At 67.7% G+C, this 22707-nt stretch carries 19 protein-coding genes and 2 tRNA genes; 8 read left to right on the top strand and 13 right to left on the bottom strand.

Annotated elements, in window-relative coordinates; translation table 11 throughout:
• Positions 1-59: 59 nt before the first annotated feature.
• The 5 genes from AC1D1W_RS11775 to AC1D1W_RS11755 form a co-directional block, all read right to left on the bottom strand.
• Positions 60-1244: a DUF4238 domain-containing protein gene (locus AC1D1W_RS11775; protein ID WP_476943769.1), complete on the bottom strand. Its 1185-nt coding sequence runs from the start codon at positions 1242-1244 to the stop codon at positions 60-62.
• Positions 1245-1515: 271 nt separating this feature from the next.
• A tRNA-Met gene (locus AC1D1W_RS11770) sits at positions 1516-1589 on the bottom strand.
• Positions 1590-1651: 62 nt separating this feature from the next.
• Positions 1652-1723, bottom strand: a tRNA-Thr gene (locus AC1D1W_RS11765).
• A 232-nt stretch (positions 1724-1955) separates the two neighbouring features.
• Positions 1956-4094, bottom strand: a complete 2139-nt coding sequence (locus AC1D1W_RS11760) for a DEAD/DEAH box helicase (RefSeq protein WP_476943768.1) — start codon at positions 4092-4094, stop codon at positions 1956-1958.
• A 390-nt stretch (positions 4095-4484) separates the two neighbouring features.
• Positions 4485-5138, bottom strand: coding sequence for an MOSC domain-containing protein (locus tag AC1D1W_RS11755; RefSeq protein ID WP_476943767.1), 654 nt, complete (start codon positions 5136-5138; stop codon positions 4485-4487).
• Positions 5139-5325: 187 nt separating this feature from the next.
• On the opposite strand from AC1D1W_RS11755, the gene AC1D1W_RS11750 reads away from it, so the two are divergent.
• The 5 genes from AC1D1W_RS11750 (at position 5326) to AC1D1W_RS11730 (ending at position 10664) form a co-directional block, all read left to right on the top strand.
• Positions 5326-5922, top strand: a complete 597-nt coding sequence (locus AC1D1W_RS11750) for a Tat pathway signal protein (RefSeq protein WP_476943766.1) — start codon at positions 5326-5328, stop codon at positions 5920-5922.
• Positions 5923-5924: 2 nt separating this feature from the next.
• Positions 5925-7136: a glutathionylspermidine synthase family protein gene (locus AC1D1W_RS11745; protein ID WP_243181128.1), complete on the top strand. Its 1212-nt coding sequence runs from the start codon at positions 5925-5927 to the stop codon at positions 7134-7136.
• Entirely contained in the window at positions 7133-8671 is a 1539-nt protein-coding gene (locus AC1D1W_RS11740) for an APC family permease (RefSeq protein ID WP_476943765.1), read from the top strand. The genes AC1D1W_RS11745 and AC1D1W_RS11740 overlap by 4 nt, the downstream gene beginning before the upstream one ends.
• A 9-nt stretch (positions 8672-8680) precedes the next feature.
• A complete protein-coding gene (locus AC1D1W_RS11735; RefSeq protein ID WP_243181130.1) occupies positions 8681-9889 on the top strand; it encodes an acyl-CoA dehydrogenase family protein in 1209 nt (402 codons plus the stop codon).
• Between the two features lie 292 nt (positions 9890-10181).
• A complete protein-coding gene (locus tag AC1D1W_RS11730) occupies positions 10182-10664 on the top strand; it encodes a hypothetical protein (protein WP_476943764.1) in 483 nt (160 codons plus the stop codon).
• A gap of 90 nt (positions 10665-10754) precedes the next feature.
• Here AC1D1W_RS11730 and AC1D1W_RS11725 read toward each other — a convergent pair whose 3' ends face one another.
• The 6 genes from AC1D1W_RS11725 to AC1D1W_RS11700 all read right to left on the bottom strand — a co-directional run bounded on the left by AC1D1W_RS11725 (position 10755) and on the right by AC1D1W_RS11700 (position 17637).
• Positions 10755-11516 carry an SDR family oxidoreductase gene (locus AC1D1W_RS11725; protein WP_476943763.1) on the bottom strand — a complete coding sequence of 254 codons (762 nt, stop codon included), beginning with the start codon at positions 11514-11516 and terminating at the stop codon, positions 10755-10757.
• A gap of 67 nt (positions 11517-11583) precedes the next feature.
• Positions 11584-12942: a glycosyltransferase 87 family protein gene (locus AC1D1W_RS11720; RefSeq protein WP_476943762.1), complete on the bottom strand. Its 1359-nt coding sequence runs from the start codon at positions 12940-12942 to the stop codon at positions 11584-11586.
• A 108-nt stretch (positions 12943-13050) separates the two neighbouring features.
• Positions 13051-14412, bottom strand: a complete 1362-nt coding sequence (locus AC1D1W_RS11715; protein WP_243181134.1) for an MFS transporter — start codon at positions 14410-14412, stop codon at positions 13051-13053.
• Complete coding sequence (locus AC1D1W_RS11710) at positions 14409-14930, bottom strand: winged helix-turn-helix transcriptional regulator (RefSeq protein ID WP_243181135.1); 522 nt, start codon at positions 14928-14930, stop codon at positions 14409-14411. Before AC1D1W_RS11710 ends, AC1D1W_RS11715 begins: the two co-directional genes overlap by 4 nt.
• Before the next feature lie 95 nt (positions 14931-15025).
• Positions 15026-16234 carry a cystathionine gamma-synthase gene (locus tag AC1D1W_RS11705; RefSeq protein WP_243181136.1) on the bottom strand — a complete coding sequence of 403 codons (1209 nt, stop codon included), beginning with the start codon at positions 16232-16234 and terminating at the stop codon, positions 15026-15028.
• Positions 16235-16251: 17 nt separating this feature from the next.
• Positions 16252-17637: a cystathionine beta-synthase gene (locus tag AC1D1W_RS11700; protein WP_243181137.1), complete on the bottom strand. Its 1386-nt coding sequence runs from the start codon at positions 17635-17637 to the stop codon at positions 16252-16254.
• Positions 17638-17729: 92 nt separating this feature from the next.
• Between AC1D1W_RS11700 and AC1D1W_RS11695 the strand changes: the two genes are divergently transcribed.
• Entirely contained in the window at positions 17730-18923 is a 1194-nt protein-coding gene (locus tag AC1D1W_RS11695) for an ArsB/NhaD family transporter (protein WP_243181138.1), read from the top strand.
• A 34-nt stretch (positions 18924-18957) separates the two neighbouring features.
• Here AC1D1W_RS11695 and AC1D1W_RS11690 read toward each other — a convergent pair whose 3' ends face one another.
• The gene (locus tag AC1D1W_RS11690; RefSeq protein WP_243181139.1) at positions 18958-19386 is read right to left on the bottom strand and encodes a VOC family protein; all 429 of its coding nucleotides are present in this window, start codon (positions 19384-19386) and stop codon (positions 18958-18960) included.
• A gap of 165 nt (positions 19387-19551) precedes the next feature.
• On the opposite strand from AC1D1W_RS11690, the gene AC1D1W_RS11685 reads away from it, so the two are divergent.
• Positions 19552-20532 carry a DNA-3-methyladenine glycosylase family protein gene (locus AC1D1W_RS11685; protein WP_243181140.1) on the top strand — a complete coding sequence of 327 codons (981 nt, stop codon included), beginning with the start codon at positions 19552-19554 and terminating at the stop codon, positions 20530-20532.
• Between the two features lie 22 nt (positions 20533-20554).
• Here AC1D1W_RS11685 and AC1D1W_RS11680 read toward each other — a convergent pair whose 3' ends face one another.
• The gene (locus AC1D1W_RS11680; RefSeq protein ID WP_476943761.1) at positions 20555-22243 is read right to left on the bottom strand and encodes an AMP-binding protein; all 1689 of its coding nucleotides are present in this window, start codon (positions 22241-22243) and stop codon (positions 20555-20557) included.
• A gap of 111 nt (positions 22244-22354) precedes the next feature.
• Between AC1D1W_RS11680 and AC1D1W_RS11675 the strand changes: the two genes are divergently transcribed.
• Positions 22355-22633: a putative quinol monooxygenase gene (locus tag AC1D1W_RS11675; RefSeq protein ID WP_243181142.1), complete on the top strand. Its 279-nt coding sequence runs from the start codon at positions 22355-22357 to the stop codon at positions 22631-22633.
• The last annotated feature ends 74 nt before the right edge of the window (positions 22634-22707 follow it).

Raw genomic sequence — 22707 nt, 5'->3', positions numbered from 1 at the left:
GCTGTGTGGTGGCACGAACCGACCGGGYCGCCTCAACGCTGCAACGAGTCCGCAGGCAATCAGCTCGAAGTAGGAGCATGCGGGTTACGAAATATGCGATGGGGTATTGGCCACTCATAATGCTTGATTTCGTTCCCAGAGGCGCGCTCGGGAAAGCTGAAGTCAGGACGTCGTGTATCCACTCGCTCGTCCACTTCTAACTGTTCGCCCCACTCGTCGGGCACGTCCCCGGGGTCAACTGCCGGGCTCTGCTCCCCGAAAGCGGCACCCCATCCCTCACGACTAACCCACTCATCCATACCTCCATCATCAACCTCGTTGATTACTGGCTCGTGAAGGTTGATTCCACGCAACGGATCATCGGCAGGATGATGGAAGACAGCACGACGGGCATTATTCGCAGTGACGGTATTGATCGAGCGAGCAATAACAGTCGTCCCCTCCAAGTGCATGTCTGGCGTGCCGGGTTGACCGATGAAGAGACCTACATGGCGAGACAATGGAACCAGAAAGGCACCAGCAGTGCCCAGTCCCACGCCCATCATGGGATCTTCGTCAGGGTGGGGCAAAAGGGCGACCGGGGTATCCGACGTCAGTAGCGCACGACGGCGGAAGCGATACAACGTCCACCCAGAGCCAGCGAACATCGCAGCGGTGGGGGTGATGAGCGTTCTGAGAAGTCGAATATGCCGCTCCGCCCCTAGGTCTATTTTGGGACCTCCCGGCTTGGTCAGGTCCCCCCACTCTGCTTCCAACTCTGCCTCGCCCACTTCACGGCCAAGACCTTTGGCCATGACCCGACGAAGATACTCAATGCCGTTGACTGCTGTTTGCATCCGAATTATGGAAGCGACGTGGTCCTGCTGTTGATTTCTCACCGCGGGGCTTCGCAGTTGCTGGAGAGCGGCCCACAACGCGATCGCAGAGCGATGCTCTGGTGACGGCGGCCAAACCAAATCATCCACAACAGCTTCAAACGCCTCGGCCGCTGTTGTCTCGACTTCAGCGAATTGCTTCTCCCAAAAGTCGCTTAGGTCAGGCTCCTGCTGCGTCCCGATATTGATGTTGTAAAAGTCCTTGATGACTGAGGCACTGCTTATGGACACCGGGTGCTGACGGTCACCAGGAAGCCACACCTGCTGCACCCGTCCCCCAGCGTCAGCAAAGCGATCCAAATAAAAGCGCGGCACTGTGTGGTGCCGCCTGGACAACTGGCCCATGTCTTCCCCCAACTCAAATGACACTCATTGTGACCACGCCACACTAACAGCGGCTCTGCTAGAGACTGTCAGACGCCGGTCGGCGGGTGGCCCCGGTATCTTCGTCGGAGCGTTTGCCAGCCCTCATAGTGAGTTCGGGCAACTGCCGCAGTGGTCACAGTAGCCATTTTGTAGCCATCTCTCAGAGAATGGCTACTGTTTCGAGGGAACACAGGGGAATGGCTACCTGTCAAGGGCTAATCCCCCTTAACCGAAAAACCCCCGGAATCTCAAGGAATCCGGGGGTTTTTCTATGTAGCGGTGGGGAGGCTCGATCTCCCGACCTCACGATTATGAGTCGTGCGCTCTAACCAACTGAGCTACACCGCCGTAAATGAGGAAAACCTGCGCTAAGCCGGTCAAAAACCGCCTTGACACAGGCCCTCATTCAGAGCCCCCCACCGGAATCGATCCGGTGACCTCGTTCTTACCAAGAACGCGCTCTACCACTGAGCTAGGGGGGCAACGAGTAAATACTCTACCGGAAGATTCGCCCACCAACAAATCGGCGGCCGTACGACGCCGGACCRGCCGGAAACAGCGGAAATCCGGGCTCCCGGGGCGGTCCTGGGGGCCCGAATCGGCTCCCGGGACCAATCGGCGGCCGCCGCTGTGACGAAGCGAACACGGGGCCGGAAGCTTAAACAAGAACGGACCGGCTCAGGGAGCCGGCCCGTTCTCAGAGGGTGCTAGTGGTTACCACTTGTTGCGGGGCTTGAAGCCGCCTTCGGTGCGGGGTTTGCGGGTGTCCGCGCCGAAGGTGCGCTGCTCGGAACGCTCGCTGAACGAGCGGCCGCCACGGTCAGCGGAGGACCGCTCGCCGTCGCCCTTGCGGAATTCGCGCTTGAAGCCGCCGTTGCCCTTGAAGTTGCCGCTGCCGCCGGAGTAGCCGCCACGGTCTCCGCCGCGGTCGCCGCCACGGTTGCCCTGGTAGGAACCGCGGTCCCCGGCCGGCTTACGGCCGTTGTCGAGCTCCAGGTGGATCAGCTCGCCGCCGATCCGGGTGCGGGACAGCGCCTTGAGCTGATCGGCGCTCAGGTCCGCCGGGAGCTCCACGAGGGAGTGGTCCGAGCGGATGTCGATGCCGCCGATCTGGGCCGAGGAGATGCCGCCTTCGTTGGCAATGGCGCCAACGATGGAACCCGGCATGACGCGCTGGCGGCGTCCGACGGCGATCCGGTAGGTGGCGTTGCCCTCGGTCAGGGTGCGGGTCGGGCCGCGGGAGCCGAAGCCGTCCTTGGAGCGCTCGCGCTTCTGGAACTCGGGCGCTGCCGGCAGTTCCTTGACCAGCAGCGGCTGTCCGCCCTGGGCCATGACGGCCAGTGCGGCGGCGATTTCCGAGGCCGGCACGTTGTGCTCTTCCTCGTAGGAGGAGATCAGGTCGCGGAACGCTGCAACGTCCTCGGACGCGAGGGTCTCCGTGATGCGCTCGGCGAACTTGCCCAGGCGCAGCGTGTTGACGGTCTCGGCCGTGGGCAGGTGCATCTGCTCCACCGGCTGGCGGGTTGCCTTCTCGATGGAACGCAGCAGGTACTTCTCGCGCGGGGTCATGAACAGGATCGCGTCGCCGGAACGGCCTGCACGGCCGGTGCGGCCGATGCGGTGGACGTAGGACTCGGTGTCGTGCGGGATGTCGTAGTTGACCACATGGCTGACACGCTCGACGTCCAGGCCGCGGGCGGCGACGTCGGTGGCGACCAGGATGTCGATCTTGCCGTCGCGCAGGGCCTCGACCGTGCGCTCACGCTGCTGCTGCGGGATGTCGCCGTTGATGGCGGCAGCCTGGAAGCCGCGCGAGCGCAGCTTGTCGGCGAGGTCCTCGGTAGCCATCTTGGTGCGGACGAAGGCGATGACGCCCTCGAACTCTTCGACCTCGAGGATGCGGGTCAGCGCATCGAGCTTGTGCGGGCCCATGACCTGCAGGTAGCGCTGGCGGGTGTTGGCGCCCGTGGTGGTCTTGGACTTGACCTGCACCTCGGCCGGGTTGTTCAGGTACTGCTTGGAGAGCCGGCGGATCTGGCTCGGCATCGTGGCGGAGAACAGCGCAACCTGGCGGCCCGCGGGGGTCTGCTGGAAGATCTGCTCAACGTCTTCGGCGAAGCCCATGCGGAGCATCTCGTCGGCCTCATCCAGCACGAGGTACTGGAGTTCGGACAGGTCCAGGGAACCCTTGGCGATGTGGTCGATGACGCGGCCGGGGGTACCGACAACAACCTGGGCGCCGCGGCGCAGGCCGGCGAGCTGGGGGCCGTAGGCGGAGCCGCCGTACACCGGCAGGACGGTGAAGTCGTCGATGTGCTTGGCGTAGGAGGTGAAGGCCTCGGCAACCTGGAGCGCGAGCTCACGGGTGGGGGCCAGCACCAGGGCCTGGGTCTTGCGGGACGGGCCGTTGAGGTCGTGGAGCTCGGCCAGGCGGGACAGTGCCGGTACTGCGAATGCTGCAGTCTTACCGGTACCCGTCTGGGCCAGGCCCACGACGTCGCGGCCTTCGAGCAGCAGCGGGATGGTTGCTGCCTGGATCGGGGACGGCTTCTCGTAGCCGACGTCCTGCAGAGCGGCCAGGACACGGCCATCGATGCCGAGGTCTACGAACTTGACGCCTTCTTCTTCGGCGTCCTCGTCCTTGGCCGGGGCGGAAGTGGCCTCGGTCTTGGTCTCTGCCTGCGGGGCAGCTTCGGCAGCTTCGGCGGCCGGTGCTACAACGTTTGCAGGAGCCTCGGTGAATTCCGGGGCGGAGCCGGCTGCGGGGGCAGCCGTTTCAGAAGTCTCGACGTCGGCCTGGGTGTTCTCGGTGGCGAGTTCGGTGTCGACGGAGTTGTTCTGATTTTCGGGCATAGGTGAAATTTCCTCATCCATAGGGGCCAAGCGGCACAACCCGAGGTGAGCGGAGCCGCAGTACGCGTGACACGAATTGCCGGGCGTACGGTTGACCGGCGGGTCACATAGAAGTCCGGCGCTTTCGCAATCCCGTGGCAGGACTTCCCGCTGCATCTCTTGGCTGCTATCCCAGCAGTCTGTACAGCGTTTTCTTTTGCCGGCTCTCCCTATGAAAATGCCCGCATCACATTTGCGGGCCCCAACACTTGCCAGTCCTGCCTCAAGAATTGGGCAGGAATAAGGGATTTCCGGAGTGGGGGATATTTCAAGTGTAGGGCATGGAGCGGAACAGTGGTAATTGAGGGGCCGACGGGGGCTGGTGAGCTTGCGCACACCGGCTCCCCACGCCTAGACCCCGAGACGGCGCTGCAGCTGTTCGAACCTCTGGTGGTACTCGGGCTGCAGGCGGATCTGGCCGTCGGCGTCGGCGTCGCGCAGGGCCTCCATGTCCTCCAGGGTGGGATCGGTGAACCACTTGGCGATTGTCACGCCGTGGCCAGGGACAAAGAGCCGGTGGATGTGGTCTCCGGCCTCGATGCTGCCGGTCCGGACCACGCGGAGGTAGGTGCCCACCCTGCCGGCCTCGGTGAACCGCTGGACCCAGTGCGGCTCGCCCATCCGCCGCTGGAAGGTGGCGCAGGGGATGCGCGGGGAGGTGACTTCCACCTCGACGTCCAGTCCGACCTTCCACCGTTCGCCGATCACGGCGTTGGAGGCGTTGAGGCCCGTGATCCGCAGGTTTTCGCCGAAGATGCCCGCTGGCATGTCCCGGTCGAGTTCGCCGGCCCAGTAGTCGGCGTCGTCCTGCGAGTACGCGTAGAGTGCCTGGTCCTCGCCGCCGTGGTGGATCCTGCTCGCCTGGATATCACCGCGCAGGCCAAGTTTGTGGACTTTCACCGGTCCGTCCACGGGGCGCTTGTCGATCGCGGTGACCCCGACGCTGCCGGGATCATCGAGCAGCTGGTGAACCCTGCAGACAGCAAGCACGGATGCGGTTTCCATGGCACCAGTGTAGGCCTGCGGCGTGCCCGCGGCCCCGGACTCAGCGCCGGCACGCTTCCCACGCGCCCGCCGCAGACACGTCACGCCCTTTCCATCGCCCGGGATCCGGAGGCCGGTTAGGCTGGCGTCGGGAAAAGCACGCAAGCCTTCCGCGGGATACCCTGCGGCCAGACGTGAGGGGACAGATTTGGGCCGAAACGACGAGCACCCGGACAGTCCACGGCAGGACCGGAAGCAGCCTCCGTGGCAGATTCCACAGCCGGAGCTCCGGCCCGAGCTGCAGAACCAGCCCGGCCAGCCCGCGCCGCCGGGACTTCCGGCTGACGCCACTGCCCCCGCCGTGGTTGACCCCTTCGCTCTGGAACGCGAGCGCGGCCTGGCGGCCGCGGCGGCGCGGAAGAAGCGTTCGCAGCGCCGTACCGTCGTCGTCGGGCTGGGCGTCACGGCGCTCCTGGCCGGCACGATCACCGCCATGGTGGCCAGCAACGAGGACGAGGCCGACTACGCCCAGGTGTGCTTCAACGACGACACCGGCGAGCGAGTCGATGATGCCCAGTGCAACAACAGCAGCACGGACGGCCGCAGCTCCGGCATCTACTCCTGGTACTTCTACTCCCGCGGCGCCAGCGTGCCCGGGTTGGGCCAGAACCGGTCGGGCTACCCCAGCTACAGCAGGACAGTTCCCACCGGGGCCAAGGCGTCCACGGGGTACAGCGCCAAGGGCGGCACGGTCAGCAGGGGCGGCTTCGGCGGCAGCGCCAAGGGCGGAAGCACGGGAGGCTAGGGATGAAACGACTGGGATCCGCGCCGCGGCCGGACTGGAAACAGCGGATTGAAGCACAAGGCCTCGTCTTCTCCACCACGGCCCTGCCCGACGGCACGAACGTCGAGTACTGGCACGAAGGCGCCTACTACGAATTCACCATGGACGAAGTGGAGACCCTCGAAAAGGCCGCCGAGGACATGCACCGCATGTGCCTCGAGGCCGCGAAGTTCCTCGCCACCGGGGCCATGGGCAACATCGGGATCGGGCCGCAGGCCATGGAACTGGCGGCTGCATCGCTGCAGGCCGGCGATGTGGACGTCTACGGCCGCTTCGACTTCGTCTACGACGGCCGGGGCGGCCCGGCCAAGATGCTGGAGTACAACGCGGACACCCCTACCGGACTCATTGAGGCCGCCGTCGCCCAGTGGTTCTGGCTGCAGGACGTCCTTCCCGAAAAGGACCAGTGGAACGGCATCCATGAAGCGCTCATCCGACAGTGGAAGAGGCTGCAGTACCGCACCGGCATGAGCACCCTCCACGTCGCCCACTCCGAGGCGGAAGAATCCGGCGAGGACTGGATGACGGCGGCCTACATGCGGGACGTCGCGAGCCAGGCCGGCTGGACCACCATCGGCATCAACATGTCCGACATCGGCTGGGATCCGGACCTCAACCGCTTCGTGGACCTCGACAACTTCATGATCAGCACCATGTTCAAGCTCTACCCCTGGGAACTGATGATGAAGGAGCCGTTCGGGCAGCGGCTGCTGCAGCGCGCCCACAATCCGCGCTGGGTGGAGCCGGCCTGGAAGATGCTCCTGTCCAACAAGGCCCTGCTCGCGGCGCTCTGGCACCTCTACCCGGACCACCCCAACCTGCTTCCGGCCTATCTTGACGGTCCCGGGCCGCTCACGGAGTGGGTGGCCAAGCCGCTGCACGGCCGGGAAGGGGACAACATCAGGATCCACGCCGCCGGCATCGACCTCGAACAGCCCGGCGACTATGGCCGGGAAGGCTGGTGTTACCAGCAGTTCCATGCCCTTCCCGATTTCGACGGCAACCGCCCCGTGCTCGGCCTCTGGGTGGTCGACGGCGAATCGGTCGGCTGCGGCATCCGCGAGTCGGACGGGCCCATCACCGACTACTTCTGCCGCTTCGTGCCCAACACGATTGACGCGCCCGCCCCGGCCTCGAACCAGGCCCACTCCAGCAAGGCAGGTATTGCCCTATGAGCACCGGAACCACGACGACGACGACGGCCGGCGGCCCCGGGGGTCCCGCGGCAGTTCCGGCCAAGGGACTGCGCGCCGGGATCCTGGATCTCGGAGACTCCGTCATGTTGGGGCTGGCCTCCACCGCGCCGGTCTATTCGCTTGCGGCGACCCTGGGACTGATCGTGGCGGTGAACGGCAACTACACCCCGTTGATCCTGCTGCTGGGCTTCGTGCCCGTGCTCTTCATCGCCTTCGCTTTCCGTGAGCTCAACAGCGCCATGCCGGACTGCGGGACCACCTTCATCTGGGCCCGCCGGGCGTTCGGTCCCTGGGCCGGCTGGCTGGGCGGGTGGGGCGTGGCCCTGGCCGGCGTCGTGGTCCTGGCCAACCTCGCCCAGGTCGCCGGGCAGTACCTGTGGCTGCTGATCGGCGACGGTTCGCTGGCCGGGAACAGCCTCGTGGTCACCGCCACCGGTGTGCTGTTCATCGTGTTCATGACCTTCGTGAACTACCGCGGCATCCGCCTCGGGGAACATGTCCAGCGGGTCCTGACCTACGTGCAGTACCTCTCGCTGGGCATCTTCGCGATGGCAATCGTCTTCCGGATCGCGGGCGCGGTGCCCGGCGCGGCCCCTGGCCAAGCCTTCGACCTTGAGTGGTTCAACCCCGCCGGTGCGTTCGCCGATCCCGGCGCGGTGGTGCATGGAGCCCTGCTGGCCCTGTTCATCTACTGGGGCTGGGACACCTGCCTCGCGGTGAACGAGGAGACCGAAAACCCTGCCACCACGCCCGGCCGAGGCGCCGTCATTTCCGCGCTTGTCCTTGTGGCGATCTACGTCTCTGTGGCCCTGCTGGTGATGATGTATGCCACGGTGGGCACGGAAGGGATTGGGCTGGGCAACGAGGCCAACCAGAACGATGTCTTCCTGGCCATGAAGGACGTGGTGCTGGGCCCCTGGGGCTGGCTGATCGTCGTCGCCGTCCTGGCCTCGGTGCTGTCCTCGACCCAGACCACCATTCTTCCCACGGCCCGCGGCACCTTGTCCATGGGCGTGCACGGAGCCGTGCCGCGCAGGTTCGGCGAGGTCCACCCGCGCAACCAGACGCCGGGGTATTCCACCCAGGTCATGGGTGCCGCGGCCGTCGCCTATTACGTCCTGATGAGTTTCCTGAGCGAGAACCTGCTCGCCGACTCCATCAGTTCGATCAGTTTGTTCATCGCGTTCTACTACGCCCTGACCGGCTTCGCGTGCGTCTGGTACTTCCGTGCGACCCTGCGCAGCTCGGCGCGGAACTTCTGGTTCCGCGGCGTCATGCCCCTGCTCGGCGCCCTTATGCTGACTGCGGCATTCTTCGTCTCGGCGGTACAGATGTGGGATCCGGACTACGGCGATACGCAGATCTTCGGCGTCGGCGGGGCCTTCATCAGCGGCGTGCTGCTCCTGGGGCTGGGCCTGGCGCTGGCCGCCGTCTGCCGTTTCGCGCCGTCCACGCGGGGCTACTTCCTGCAGCACCACCCCGCCGCCGGCGCGCCCCTGCAGGTGCGGCCGTAGGATGCTGGCATGAGCAACGAAGCTGGCATGAACTATGAGGCCAACCTTTCCGACGTCTCCGATGTCCTGGCCATCGATTCCCTGCTGAGCGCGGAGGAGCGCACCGTGCGCGAGCGCGTCCGCGATTTCACGAACCAGCGGATCCGGCCGGGCATCGCCGGCTGGTACGAGGACGCCGTGTTCCCCCTCGAGCTCGCCCCGGAACTTGGCGAGCTCGGCGTGCTCGGCATGCACCTGGAGGGCTACGGCTGCCCCGGCCGCTCCGCCGTCGAATATGGCCTCGCGGCGATGGAACTCGAGGCCGGCGACTCGGGCGTCCGCACGTTCGTCTCCGTGCAGGGCTCCCTCGCCATGACGGCCATCCACAAGTGGGGCTCCGAGGACCAAAAGCAGGAGTGGCTTCCCCGGATGGCCGCCGGCGAACTGATCGGCGCGTTTGCCCTGACCGAGCCCACGGCCGGCTCGGACCCTGCCTCGATGAAGACTTTCGCCCGCCGCGACGGCTCCGGCGACGACGCGGGCTGGATCCTGGACGGCGCGAAACGCTGGATCGGGCTCGCCTCCGTGGCAGGCGTGCTGGTGGTGTGGGCCATGACCGACGACGGCGTGCGCGGCTTCCTCGTCCCTGCCGGCACCGCGGGCGTCACCGCGACGCCGATCGGGCAGAAGCTCTCGATGCGCGCCTCCATCCAGTGCGACATCACGTTCGACGCCGTCCGGCTGGGCCCGGAGGCGCTGCTGCCCGCGGCGCGCGGGCTGAGGGGTCCCTTCTCCTGCCTCAACGAGGCCAGGTACGGGATCGCGTGGGGAGCTATGGGCGCCGCGCGGGATTCCTATGAGGCCGCGCTGGCCTACTCGCAGGAGCGGCTGCAGTTCGGCAAGCCGCTGGCCGGGTACCAGCTGACGCAGGAGAAGCTGGTGAACATGGTCCTGGAGATCCAGAAGGGCACGCTCCTGGCCCTGCACCTGGGCCGGCTCAAGGACGCCGGCAGGCTGCGTCCGGAGCAGATCTCGCTCGGCAAGCTGAACAACGTGCGGGAGGCGCTCAGCATTGCCCGGGAGGCGCGCACGATTCTGGGCGGCAACGGCATCACGCTGGACCATTCCCCGCTGCGGCACGCCGCCAACTTGGAATCCGTCCGGACCTACGAGGGCACGGACGAGGTCCACACCCTGATCCTGGGCCAGCACATCACGGGTCTCCCCGCGTTCCGCTGAGAGCCGCGGGGTATTTCGCGGCAGTGCTTCCGTGTCCGCTCCTCACGCGATACGGATGAGGCCAGTGATGCAAGTGGTGACTGCTGGGTTTTCGGGTAGCCAACACTCGTGTTCTCCCGGGGGCGCATTCGTACAGTGGTGCCATCGCCACCGGAGCAGAGGCAGCCAAATAGCCCACGGCACTTCTTCTCTGGCCGGTCGAACCGATGTCGTCCCGCCCGTCCCAGACACAGGAGCTGAGCACCCTGCGTGCCCGACGGGCGGAACGGGCTGCCAAGTAAAGGGGGACATCATGAGTCTCAACGCAAAGCCAGCCGCGTGGACACTTCGTTTCTTTCCGGCACGTCACGCCACTGCCGGCGCGGGCGGCGACGGCCAGGACAGTTCCGCTTCCGACCAGGGACCCCACCGGCACCGGGCCCGCATCAGCGCGGCACTCGTCCTGGACCGCGACCGGCTTCAGGAGAGCATGGGGACGGTCCAATCGTGGAAGTTCCACGACTTCGTCAGCACATTCCAGCTCATGCTTCCCCACCGGGTCGAAAAGATTCACCAGGCCCTGGCCGGCGGGGACTGGGAGGGCGCGCGCCTGGCCGCCCAAAGCCTGTCCTGGTCCGCGTCCAAGGCCGGTGCGTGCCGGCTCGAACTCATCGCCGACCTCATCGATGCCGACCTCCAGTCCGGACGCAAGACCCGGGCACGGGAGACGGCCTGCCTCCTCCAAGGCGCCGCCACCGAACTGGCAACAGCCCTCGCCCTGCTGACCGACGGCTGAGCGCCGGCTGACCGGGTCCGGCCACCACCGGACGCTGCCCAAAGATCACACACGCTCCATGAATCAGAGTGTCACCGGGGTCCCGGCGGCTCAGGCGGAGAATCCGCCGTCGGCCTTGACCAGCTGCCCGGACATCCAGCGGCCCTCGGGCGAGAGCAGGAACGCGACGGTGCCGGCCACGTCCGCCGGTGTGCCCAGCCTGCCGCCGGGGTGCCGGCGGGCCAGTTCGTCACGGAGCGGCTCATCCATCCAGCCGGTATCCACCGGCCCCGGGTTCAGTACGTTGGCGCTGATCCCTAGCGGGCCGAGTTCGCGGGCGGCGGCGATCACGATCCGGTCCAGGGCGCCCTTTGATGCCCCGTAGGGCAGGTTGAAAGCGGTATGGTCGCTGGTCAGGGCCACAATGGCCCCGCCGTCGGGACCGGCCTGCCGGGCGAAAGCGGCAATCAACTGCCAGCTGGCCCGGGTGTTGACCGCAAAGTGCCTCTCGAAGCTCTCCAGGGACGTGTCCAGGATGGAGGAGTCCACGGATTCTGCGTGGCTGAGCACCAGGCCCTGCAGGGTTCCGGCCTCCGCCGCGGCGGCGGACATCAGCCGGTCCACGGCGTCCGGGTCCTGGAAATCCGCCGGCAGCGCCACAACGGCAGCGCCGATCGCCTGGAGCTCGGCGGTGAGGCGTTCGACGTCGTCCGGCTGGACTCCCCACGGCATCCGGGCGTCGTAGTCCTGCCAGTACGTCAGCACGAGGTTCCAGCCGTCCGCAGCGAGGCGGCGTGAGATGCCTGCGGCGATTCCGGCGAGCCGGCCGACACCGGTGACAAGGGCCGTCTTTCGTCCGTCGGGTGAGCTCATGCCGAACAGCCTAGCGGGGGCGGCCGCCGCGGCGCCTAATGAGTGCGCGGCCTGCTACGAGCGGTGCCTACAAGGAGGCTGAGGCAGTGGAGACGGCGGCCCGGACGTCCCGCTCGGCAACCGGCTCGGGGGCAAGGTCCGGCTCCGGCCCCAGCGGATCCCGCCGCAGGGCAACGAGCCAGCACACCAGCAGGGCCAGGGCGCAGAAGACGCCGGCGCTGGAGGCCATGATCCAGACTCCGGGCGTCTGGATGTCGAGGTTTTCGGCGCCGAGGGCCGTACCGATGGTCTTGGGGGAGAACAGGAATACGAGGATCGACAGGCCCAGCACGCCGCCCATGGTCCAGCGCATCCCGACGTACCGGCGCGGAGCTTCCCGCAGGGTCCAGGCGAAAGCCGGAAAGACCGCCGCGACCCACACCCAGTGGTGGGACCACGAGACCGGGCTGATCAGCAGCATGGTGAGCGCGGTCGCCGATACGGCCACGACGCGGGCACCCTGATCGCTGGCGGCCTTGATCACTGCGGCGCCCACGGCCACAACCGCCAGGCTCAGCAGCAGCCACGGCATGGTGACGTGCGCTTCCGGGACCCCGAAGTGGAGCAGGGCGCCCTTAATGGACAGGTTGTCCACATAGCCTGCTCCCCCCATCCGGGAGGTGTCGGGCAGCATCTGGAGCCAGAACTGCAGGGATTCGGCGGGCCGGAGCAGCCAGCCGGCCGCCACGGTGGCGGTGAAGCCGGCGGCCATGTTGCCCAGTCCGCGCCAGTCCTTGCGGACCAGAAAGTAGAGCCCGAACACCAGGGGCGTCAGCTTGATGCCGGCGGCGACGCCCACCAGGAAGCCGCTGCCGGGGAAACCGCGGGCCCAGCGCCGGTTGCGGGCCAACAGGTCCACGGCGATCAGGCCCATCAGCAGGGCGTTGATTTGGCCGAACACCAGGGTCTCGCGCCAGGGACCCAGGTTCAGCACCGCCAGGACCAGGACGGCGGCGGCCCAGCCGTTGCCGGGTGCCCGGAAGGTGTCGCGCCAGGAGGTTTTCGCGTTCCAGTACCGGACCGTTCGGACCGCGGCCAGGATCGCCACCCCGGCGCCGGCGGCGTTGAACAGGGTCAGCGCCGCCGCCAGGGGCAGCCGGGCCAAGAGGCCGAAGACGATGGCGGCGAACGGCGGGTAGGTAAACATCAGCGCCGGTCCGCCGGCCCAGTCCACGTTGCCCGCATACAGGGCTGAGGGTGCCGCGCCGGCGTCGTTGAGGATTTTGCCGCCGTACCAGTAGACGCTGAAGTCCAGGCCGTGCTTGCCCCAGACTCCGAGCGAGATCCAGATGAAGTAGGCCACCGCGGCGATGGCCGGGATGACGGAGAGCCGGAACAGGTGCGGGACGGGTGAATACCGCGCCGGGCTGCGGTCTGAAACGGGCACTGACATGTACTCCCCCATCGGGCTGCTGATGTAGGCGCTGGCCGTTTGGTCGGTTCCGTCCAGGGCGGCGCAAACGCGCCCTCGCTGTCGGGTCAGTCTACAGAACAGCTACGCCGGGACCGGGACGGACTCCGGCTTCCGGGCGTCCCTGCGGATGGTGGCGCTGATGACGGCGGCGATGGTGCACATGGCAGCGGCGGCGAACCAGGCGTAGGTGTACTGGCCGGTGGCGTCCCGGACCGCCCCGGCTGCCAGGGCCGCGGCGGCCGCGCCGAGCTGGTGGGCCGCGAACACCCAGCCGAACACGACGCTCCCGTCGGCACCGAACACCTGGCGGCAGATCGCGGCGGTCGGCGGCACCGTGGCGACCCAGTCCAGGCCGTAGATGACCACGAACACGATCATGCTGGGCTGGACGGTGGCGCTGAGCAGCAGCGGCAGGACCAGCAGCCCGATCCCGCGGAACTGGTAATACACGGCGAGCAGGATCCGGGGGTTGAAGCGGTCCGTGAGCCACCCGGAGGCGATGGTGCCGATGATGTCGAAGAGGCCGACGACGGCGAGCAGGCCCGCCGCGGTGGTTTCGGGCATGCCGTGGTCGTGGGCGGAGGGGATGAAGTGGGTGCCGATCAGCCCGTTGGTGGTCGCGCCGCAGATCGCGAAGCCGGCCACCAAGGCCCAGAAGGTACGCACTTTGCTGGCCCGTTTGAGGACCTCCAGGGCACGGACCGCGGCGTTCCGGCGGGACTCCTGCACTTCCTGCCCGGCGGCCGGTCCTGTCGGTTCGGGTCCGCTGGATTCCGTGCCGGCGTTCGGGCCGGGGGCCGGCGGCGTCGCCCCGTAGGGCAGCACGCCGACGTCGGCCGGTGAGTTCTTCAGGAACATCAGCACGAGCGGCACCACGGCCAGCGCGCCGGCACCGATCAGGAGCGAGGCCTGCCGCCAGCCCGGATCCTGGGCAAGGGCGGCGATGAAGGGCAGGAACACGAGCTGTCCGGCGGCGCTGCCGGCAGTGAGGATGCCGATGACCAGGCCGCGGCTCTTGGCGAACCAGGTGTTGGCGATGGTCGCGGCGAAGACCAGCGCCATGGACCCGGTGCCGAGCCCGATCAGCAGCCCCCACGTCAGCAGGATCTGCCAGGACTGGGTCACGAGGACCGTCAGTGCACTCCCGGCGCCGATCAGAACCAGGGCCACGGCCGTGACTGCGCGGATGCCGAAGCGTTCCATGAGCGCTGCCGCGAACGGCGCCGTGAGCCCGAAAAGCACGAGGTTGATGCTGACCGCGGCGGAGAGCACGGTGGTGGACCAGCCGAACTCGTTCTGCAGCGGCACCATCAGCACACCCGGGGCCGCCCGGAACCCGGCCGCGCCGACCAGCGCGAGGAAAGCCACAGCGGCGACGGTCCACGCCGGGTGGATGCGGCGGCGGACCGGCGCCGGGGTCACGGTGGTTTCGGGGGCATTCATGCGGCGGTTCCGTTCTGGACAGGGGTGCCGGTGCCGGCCGAGGCCAGCGGCACGGGGTCCGCGGTGCGGGAGAGGCTGTGCCAGCTCGTGTTGGCGGCCGTCAGCGGTTCCCCGCAAGCCGTGCACGTGTCAGCCGAGGAGGTCCTCTCCCCGCAGCCGCTGTGGATGACGAACATGTGTGCCTGCCCGGACGGCGCCGGGAGATGCTTTTCGGCCCAGATCACGACGGCGTTGAGCACGGGGAGGGCGTCTTCGCCCATGGCGGTGAGGACGTATTCCTGGCGGGTGCGGCCGCCGTCGTCGTAGGGCCTCCGAGCCAGGAGCCCGGCGGCAACGAGCCCGGCGAGCCGCTTGGTGAGCACGGAATCGGCCGCTCCCAGCCGCTGTTTCATGGCATCGAAGCGGCCGTTGCCGAAGAACACCTCGCGCAGGACGAGCACGCTCCAAGGATCGCCCAGGATGTCGAGGCCGCGGGCCATGCTGCAGGTCCGTTGGGACCAGTCGGATCGAAGTGCCATGCGGCCACCCTAGCTGACTCTCTTAGAGAAAGCTAGGGTGGCCCGACGGAATGGCGCGGGCGCCGGGGTCGGCTGCAGGTGCAGCTACGGTGCAGCTAGCTGCCGGCGGCCAGGGAGGAAATCGCGGCGTCGAGGTCGGCGATCAGGTCCTCCACGTCCTCGATGCCGCACGAGAGCCGGATCAGGTTGACCGGGACCGCCAGTTCCGTGCCCTTGACCGAGGCGTGCGTCATTTCGGACGGGTAGTTCATGAGCGATTCGATCCCGCCCAGGGACTCCGCCAGGGTGAACACGGAGGTCGATTCGGCCACCTTGCGGGCCGCGGCCTCGCCTCCCTTGAACTGCACGGAGATCATGCCGCCGAACTTCTTCATCTGCTTTTTGGCCAGCTCGTGGCCGGGGTGGGTGGGCAGGCCCGGGTAGAGCACGGCCTCCACTTCGGGGCGCTCCAGCAGCCATTCGGCCACGGCCTGGGCATTGTCGCTGTGCCGGTCCATGCGCACCCCGAGGGTCTTGAGCCCGCGGGTGGTGAGGAAGGCGTCCATCGGCCCGGACACGGCGCCGACGGCAAACTGCACGAAGCCGATCTTCTCGGCGAGGTCCGGGTCGTTGACCACGATCGCGCCGCCGACGACGTCGGAGTGCCCGCCGATGTACTTGGTGGTGGAATGCACCACCACATCGGCGCCGAGGGCCAGCGGGGTCTGCAGGTACGGGGAGGCGAAGGTGTTGTCCACCACGAGGAGCGCGCCGGCGTCGTGCGCCACCTTGGCGAGCGCCTCGATGTCGGTGATCTTCATCATCGGGTTCGACGGCGTCTCCACCCACACCAGGCGGGTCTTGCCTCCACCGTCGGCCGTGCCGCCGGCGGCGACGGCGGCAGCGACGGCGTGGAGGTCGGACATGTCCACCGGGGTGTTGCCGATGCCCCACTCCCCCAGGACCCGGCTGATCAGCCGGTACGTGCCGCCGTAGGCGTCGTTGCCAAGCACAATGTGGTCACCGGGGCGGGTGAGGGCGCGGATCATCGAGTCCTCGGCGGCCAGGCCGGAGCCAAAGGAGAAAGCGGCGCTCCCGCCTTCCAGGGCCGCCAGCTGCTCCTGCAGCGAGTCACGCGTCGGGTTGGTGCCCCGGCCGTATTCGTAACCGGCCCGCAGCCCGCCGATGCCGTCCTGGGCATAGGTCGAGGAGAAGTGCACGGGGGGCACCACCGCCCCGGTGCGGGGCTCAAACGCCTGGCCGGCGTGGATGGCGCGGGTGTTGAAACCCTGGTTATTCGAGGACGGGTTTTCAGGCACAGACATGGGACTCCTTGAACTGGTCAGTTGCTGAGGTACGCGAGGAGGTCGTGGCGGGTCAGGATTCCCACCGGGGCGCCGACAAACGTCACCATGAGGGTGTCGGCGTCGGAGAGGAGTTCGCGGGCGGTCGAGATCGATTCGAGCGAGCCGATCACGGGAAGCCGGGCCTCCATGTGTTCGGAGATTTTGTCCGAGAGCTTGGCCTCGCCGCGGAAGAGCTTGGCCGTGAGGGTGCGTTCATCCACGGCGCCCAGCACCTCGCCCATGACGACGGGCGGTTCCTGGGACAGTACAGGGATGTGCGAGACGCCGTACTCGTTCATGATGTTGATGACGTCGCGGACGGACTCGTTCGGGTGGATGTGGACGAGGTCCGGGAGTTCACCGGTCTTGGCCTTGAGGATCTCGCCTACCGACGCCTCGTCCCCGCCGGCCAGGAAGCCGTAGGAGCGCATCCACTGGTCGTTGAAGATCTTGGCCAGGTAGCCGCGGCCGGAGTCCGGCAGGATGACCACGACGACGGCGTCGGCCGGGAGGTCCTTGGCGACTTCCATGGCGGCCACGACGGCCATGCCCGAGGAGCCGCCCACCAGCAGGCCTTCCTCGCGCGCCAGCCGGCGCGTCATCGCGAAGGAGTCGGCGTCGCTGACGGCAATGACGTCGTCCGGGACCGACTTGTCGTAGTTGGCCGGCCACATGTCCTCCCCGACGCCCTCGACAAAGTACGGGCGTCCCGTGCCGCCGGAGTACACCGAGCCGGCGGGATCCGCGCCGATGATCTTCACGACGCCGCCCTCGGCCCCGGGGCGCCCGGCGGAGACTTCCTTGAGGTACCGGCCGGTGCCGGTGATCGTGCCGCCGGTCCCGGCGCCGATCACGCAGTGGGTGATGCGTCCGTCGGTGTCGTGCCAGATCTCAGGGCCCGTGGTCTCATAGTGGCTGGCCGGGGCGGCGGGGTTGGAGAACTGGTCCGGCTTGTAGGCGCCGGGGATTTCGGTGACGAGCCGGTCGGAGACGCCGTAGTAGCTTTGCGGGCTGTCCGGCGGGACGGCGGTGGGCGTGACCACCACTTCCGCGCCGTAGGCCTGGAGCACGGCCCGCTTGTCCTCGCCGACCTTGTCCGGCACGACGAAGATGCAGCGGTAGCCCTTCTGCTGCGCCACGAGCGCCAAACCGACGCCGGTGTTGCCCGAGGTGGGCTCCACGATCGTGCCGCCGGGCAGGAGCTGGCCCGTTCGTTCGGCCTCCTCGATCATCTTGACCGCAATGCGGTCCTTGATCGAACCGCCGGGGTTCAGGTATTCGAGCTTCACCAGGACCGTGGCTGCGATGCCATCGGTCACGTGGTTGAGTTTGACGAGCGGCGTATGGCCAATGAGGTCCAGGACGGACGGGGCGTACTTCATAGGTACAAAGTTACCGTCTCCGGCGCGGCGGGCACGTCGGCGCGGCCACGGCGCTGCCACGGCACTGCCACTGCTCTGAAAGGTGCGAGGATATGGCGGTGAAGAGGATCGCCCGGCTGAAGAAGTTCAGGAGCTACGCGCTGCCCGCGGGCATGCTGCTGGCCGGGTGCGCGGCGCTGGCGTCCGGACTGCTGCCGGTCCCCGCCTTCCAGGCGCTGGCAGCACGCACCGTGCCGATACTGGCGTTTGTGGTGGCGATGTCCCTCGTCACCGAGCTGGTGGATGAGGCCGGGCTCTTCCGCGTCGTCACGGAGCGGCTGGCCGCCCTGGGCCGCGGCCGGGTCCTCTTGCTGTGGTTCCTCGCCATCGCCCTCGCCACCGTTTCCACGGTGTTCCTGTCCCTGGATACGACGGCGGTGCTGGTGACTCCCGTCGTCGTGCTGCTGGCCATTCACGCCCGCATTCCGCCGCTCCCGTTCGCGCTGACCACCGTGTGGCTGGCGAATACGGCCTCGCTGCTGCTGCCGGTCTCCAACCTGACCAACCTGCTCGCGCAGGAGCGGCTCAACCTCAGCCCCGCCGCGTTCGCTTCGCTCGTGTGGGCCCCGGCCCTGGTGGGCATCCTCGTGCCGCTGGTGCTCCTGTGGCTGGCGTTCCGGAAGGACCTGCGCGGCACGTACGGCCCCCAGCCCGTCCATAAGGTCCGGGACCGGGTCCTGCTCTACTCGGCGTCGGGGGTCATGCTGGTCCTCCTCCCGGCGCTTGTCTCCGGGGTTCCGGTGCAGATCCCGGCACTCGCGGCGGCTGCGGCGCTGCTCCTGCTCTTCCTCTGGCGGCGGCGCTCCGTCCTGCGCTGGTCCATGATTCCCTGGCGCCCGCTGATGCTCACGTCCGGACTGTTCATGGTGGTGGAGACCATGCACGCCAACGGGCTCACCCAGTTCCTGACCGGGATCGCCGGCACGGGCGAGGGCCTACCGTCGCTCCTGCAGCTCGCCGGCCTGGGCGCCGGGGCAGCCAACGCGGTCAACAACCTCCCCGCCTATCTTGCCCTGGAACCGGTGGGCGGCTCCCCGGCCCGGCTGGCGGCCCTGCTGATCGGCGTGAACCTGGGGCCTCTGGTGACCCCCTGGGCGTCCCTGGCCACGCTGCTGTGGCACGAGCGGCTCCGCTCCCTGAACGTGGAGATCCGCTGGGGAGGCTTCGCCCTCGCCGGCGTGGCCGCCGTCGTCCTCACCGTCCCGTTGGCGGTCGTGGCGCTGTGGCTCACCACCGGGATGCAGTGAGGTGGATGCACTGCGGGCCGGCGTGCCCGGCGCGTCAGGCGCCGATGTCATTCCCGGCGTTCGCTGCCCCGGCGCCGCCCTCACGCGGGGCGTTCTGCCAGAGGCCGACCACATTGCCCTCAGTGTCCCGGAAGTAGGCGGCCCAGCCCATGGTGCCGATTGCCTCGCGCGGTAAGACGGTGCTGCCGCCCAGGGCATTGATCTTCGCCAACGCCGCGTCGATGTCATCGACATCCACAGTGACCACCGGGGATGTGAGGTCGCCTTCGCGGCGGAACATGCCGCCGTTGATGGAGCCCGGTACGGAGGGCATGCCGTTGGCATCCGTCGGCGTCGTCTTGATCATGGTGTAGCTCATCTCCGGCACCTGGCTTACCTCCCAGCCGAACGCCGAACTGTAGAACTCCCGTGCGCGGCCCTCGTCTTCTGCGGGGATTTCGAAATGAACCACTCCACCAGCCATCACACTCTCCTAAGAACAAGGATTCGGTGCCAAGAAGCGGGCGCGGACACACAACGCCACTAGCCGGATTTTAGCCCCGGCAGCGCGGGAGGTTAAGGGCCGTACGGCCCCTGCACCGTTGCCGCGGATGACGCTGCTGTCAGCGGGCCGTGGGAACATGTTCGAATGAGCCTCGCAGACGCCCCCGCAGGCATTGCCGCCGCGGCGGACGCCTCATTGCGGTGGCACCCGGGCGGCCCGTTCGACTTGATGCAAACCATCGGCACGCTGCTGCGCGGCCACGGCGACCCGTCCATCCGCACCGCCCCGGACGGGATCTGGTTCGCGTTCACGACGCCCCGCGGTCCGGCCACGCTGCGCCTGGCAACGGCCGGGACGCGGGCTGACCCTGCCGTGGACGCGCAGGCCTGGGGTCCCGGAGCGGGGGACGCCGTCGATTCCGTCCCGCGCATGCTCGGGAGCGACGACGACTGGTCCGGCTTCGACGAGCCCGCATTCCACGCCACCCTCCCGCGCATGGTGGTTGAAGCCCGACGCCGGAACCTCGCGATCCGGCTGCCTGCAACCGGCAGGATGATCGATTCACTCGTGCCGACCATCCTGGAGCAGAAGGTCACCGTTATCGAGGCCCGCCGCGGATACCGCTACCTGATGTACCGCTTCGGGACGGCGGCGCCGGGCGCCGGCACCGTCGCGCCCGCCAATCTGCTGGTCCAGCCGACGGCCGCGCAGTGGCTGCACATCCCGTCCTGGGAATGGCACAAGGCCGGCGTGGGCCCGCAGCGGTCGGGAACCGTCATGCGGGCGCTGCGCTCGGCCGCCGCGCTGGAACGGCTCGCCGCCCTCCCCGCCGCGGAGGCGGCGGCCAAGCTGCAGACCCTGCCCGGAATCGGGGTCTGGACGGCGGCGGAGGTGGTGCAGCGCACGCACGGCTGCCCGGATTCAATCTCGGTCGGCGACTACCACCTTGCGGCCTACGTGGGCGCCGCCCTGACCGGCCGCCGGACAGACGACGCCGGCATGCTCAGGCTGCTGGCTCCATGGGCGGGGCACCGGCAGCGGGTGGTCCGGATGATCGGGCTCAGCGGCTTCCGGAAACCGACATTTGGCCCGCGCATGACCATCCAGGACCACCGCGACCACTGACCTCAGGAGCAACGCGTTGCTGTCAGCCGCCGGTCTGGAGGCCCAGCCGGGCCGCGGCCTCCTGGCGCATGTCAACCTTGCGGATCTTGCCGGAGACGGTCATCGGGAAGCTCTCCCGGACATCCACGTAGCGCGGGATCTTGTAATGTGCCAGCTTGCCGCGGCAGAACTCGGCCAGGCTGGCGGCGTCCATCGGCGCGGCCCCCGGCTTCAAAATGACGCAGGCCATCAGTTCCTCGCCGTACTTCGTGTCCGGGACACCGATCACCTGCACGTCCTGGATGTCCGGGTGGGTGTAGAGGAATTCCTCGATTTCGCGCGGATAGACGTTCTCGCCGCCGCGGATCACCATGTCCTTGATCCGGCCCTCGATCACGATGTACCCGTCCGCGTCCATCCGGGCGAGGTCCCCGGTGTGCATCCAGGCGTCGGCGTCGATCGCCTCGGCGGTCTTGTCAGGCTGGTTCCAGTACCCGCGCATCACCGCGTAGCCGCGCGTGCAGAGTTCGCCGATCCCGCCGCGCTCCAGCACCTCTCCCGTGACCGGGTCCACGATCCGGCTCTCCAGGTTCGGCATGGTCCGGCCCACGGTCTCGGTGCGCTGGGCCATGGTGTCCACGCTCCGGGTCATCGTGGACACCGGCGAGGTCTCCGTCATGCCGTAGCAAATGGCGACGTCTTTCATGTTCATTTCCGTGATGACCCGGTTCATCACCTCGATGGGACACAGCGAGCCGGCCATGACGCCCGTGCGCAGTGTGGAGAGGTCGTAGGAGGCGAAGTCCGGCAAGGCGAGCTCGGCGATGAACATGGTCGGCACGCCGTACAGCGAGGTTCCGCCGAAGTCCTGCACAGCTTCCAGCGCCCCGGCCGGCGAGAACGACCGGCCGGGGATGATGGTGGCGGCCCCGTGGCTGAGCGCCGCGAGGTTCCCGATCACCATGCCGAAGCAGTGATAGAAGGGCACCGGGATCACCACGCGGTCGTGTTCCGTGTAGCCCAGCTGCTCGCCGATCGAAAAGCCGTTGTTAAGGATGTTGTGGTGCGTCAGCGTGGCGCCCTTCGGGAACCCCGTGGTGCCGGAGGTGTACTGCAGATTGACGGGATCCTGCGCGTCCAGTGCCGCCATGCGCGCTTTCAGCTCGGAGTGTCCGACGTCGTCGGCCCGCTTGAGCAGCTCGGCATAGGTGCGCTCCGCCTCAGTGCCGGGTTCGCCGGCGGTCAGCCCGTCCAGGCCGGCGTCCGGGAGGAAGACCAGCTCGCGCAGGCCCGGGCACGCCGCCAGCGCCTGCCGCGCCATCGCTGTGTAGTCGCTGTTCCGGTCCGACGGCGCGCTGACCAGCATGCGCATGCCGTTCTGGGTGACCACAAACTCGAGCTCATGGCTGCGGTAGGCGGGGTTGACGTTGACCAGGATCGCCCCGACCTTCGCGGTGGCGTACTGCAGGATGGTCCACTCGGCGCAGTTGGGGCTCCAGATGCCGATCCGCTCGCCCTTCGCGACGCCCAGGGCGAGGAGCGCACGTGCCAGCCGGTCGACGTCGTCGTTCAACTTGGTGTAACTCCACCGCCGGGCCTCTTCGCCGGGTACCGCGGCCGCCTCGATCAGGGCATCGTGGTACGGGAACCGCGCCGCGATCCGTTCGAAGTTCGCACCAATGGTTTCCTCGAGCAGCGGGACGTCAGTGTCCCCGGCTGTGTAAGCAAGCATGGTGTGACGCTACCAACAGTGCGGAGGCAAAAGAAGAGCAAAGCTTGGAAGTCCTATGAAATCTTGGGTCATGTTCCGGCGCCTGCCCGGCAGCCCGGTAGGGTGATTGCCATGAGTGCACCCGTTGACCTTCAGGCCATTTTCATCCCCAACGACGGCGAATTCTTCCGCGTGAAGCTCGCCCTGGACATCGCGATCGACGAGGTGGTCAACGAGCCCGGCTGCATCCGCTACGAGCTCACCGAGGCCAGCGAGGACAAGCTCGTCCTGACCGAACGGTGGGCCAGCCAGGCGGACCTGGACAAGCACTCCAAGGGCACGGCCGTCCAGGACCTCAACGAATCCCTCAGCGCGCTGCTGGCCGAGCCGGTCAAGCTCGAAAGGCTCTAACCCACGCTTCCAACCACTACGCGGGGCCACTCCGCGCCCATCCCTGAGGGATTTATGGGCGCGGAGTGACCCCG

It is taken from the genome of Arthrobacter sp. P1_B4, from assembly GCF_056406555.1.
This window is presented reverse-complemented; position numbering and strand designations above follow the sequence as displayed.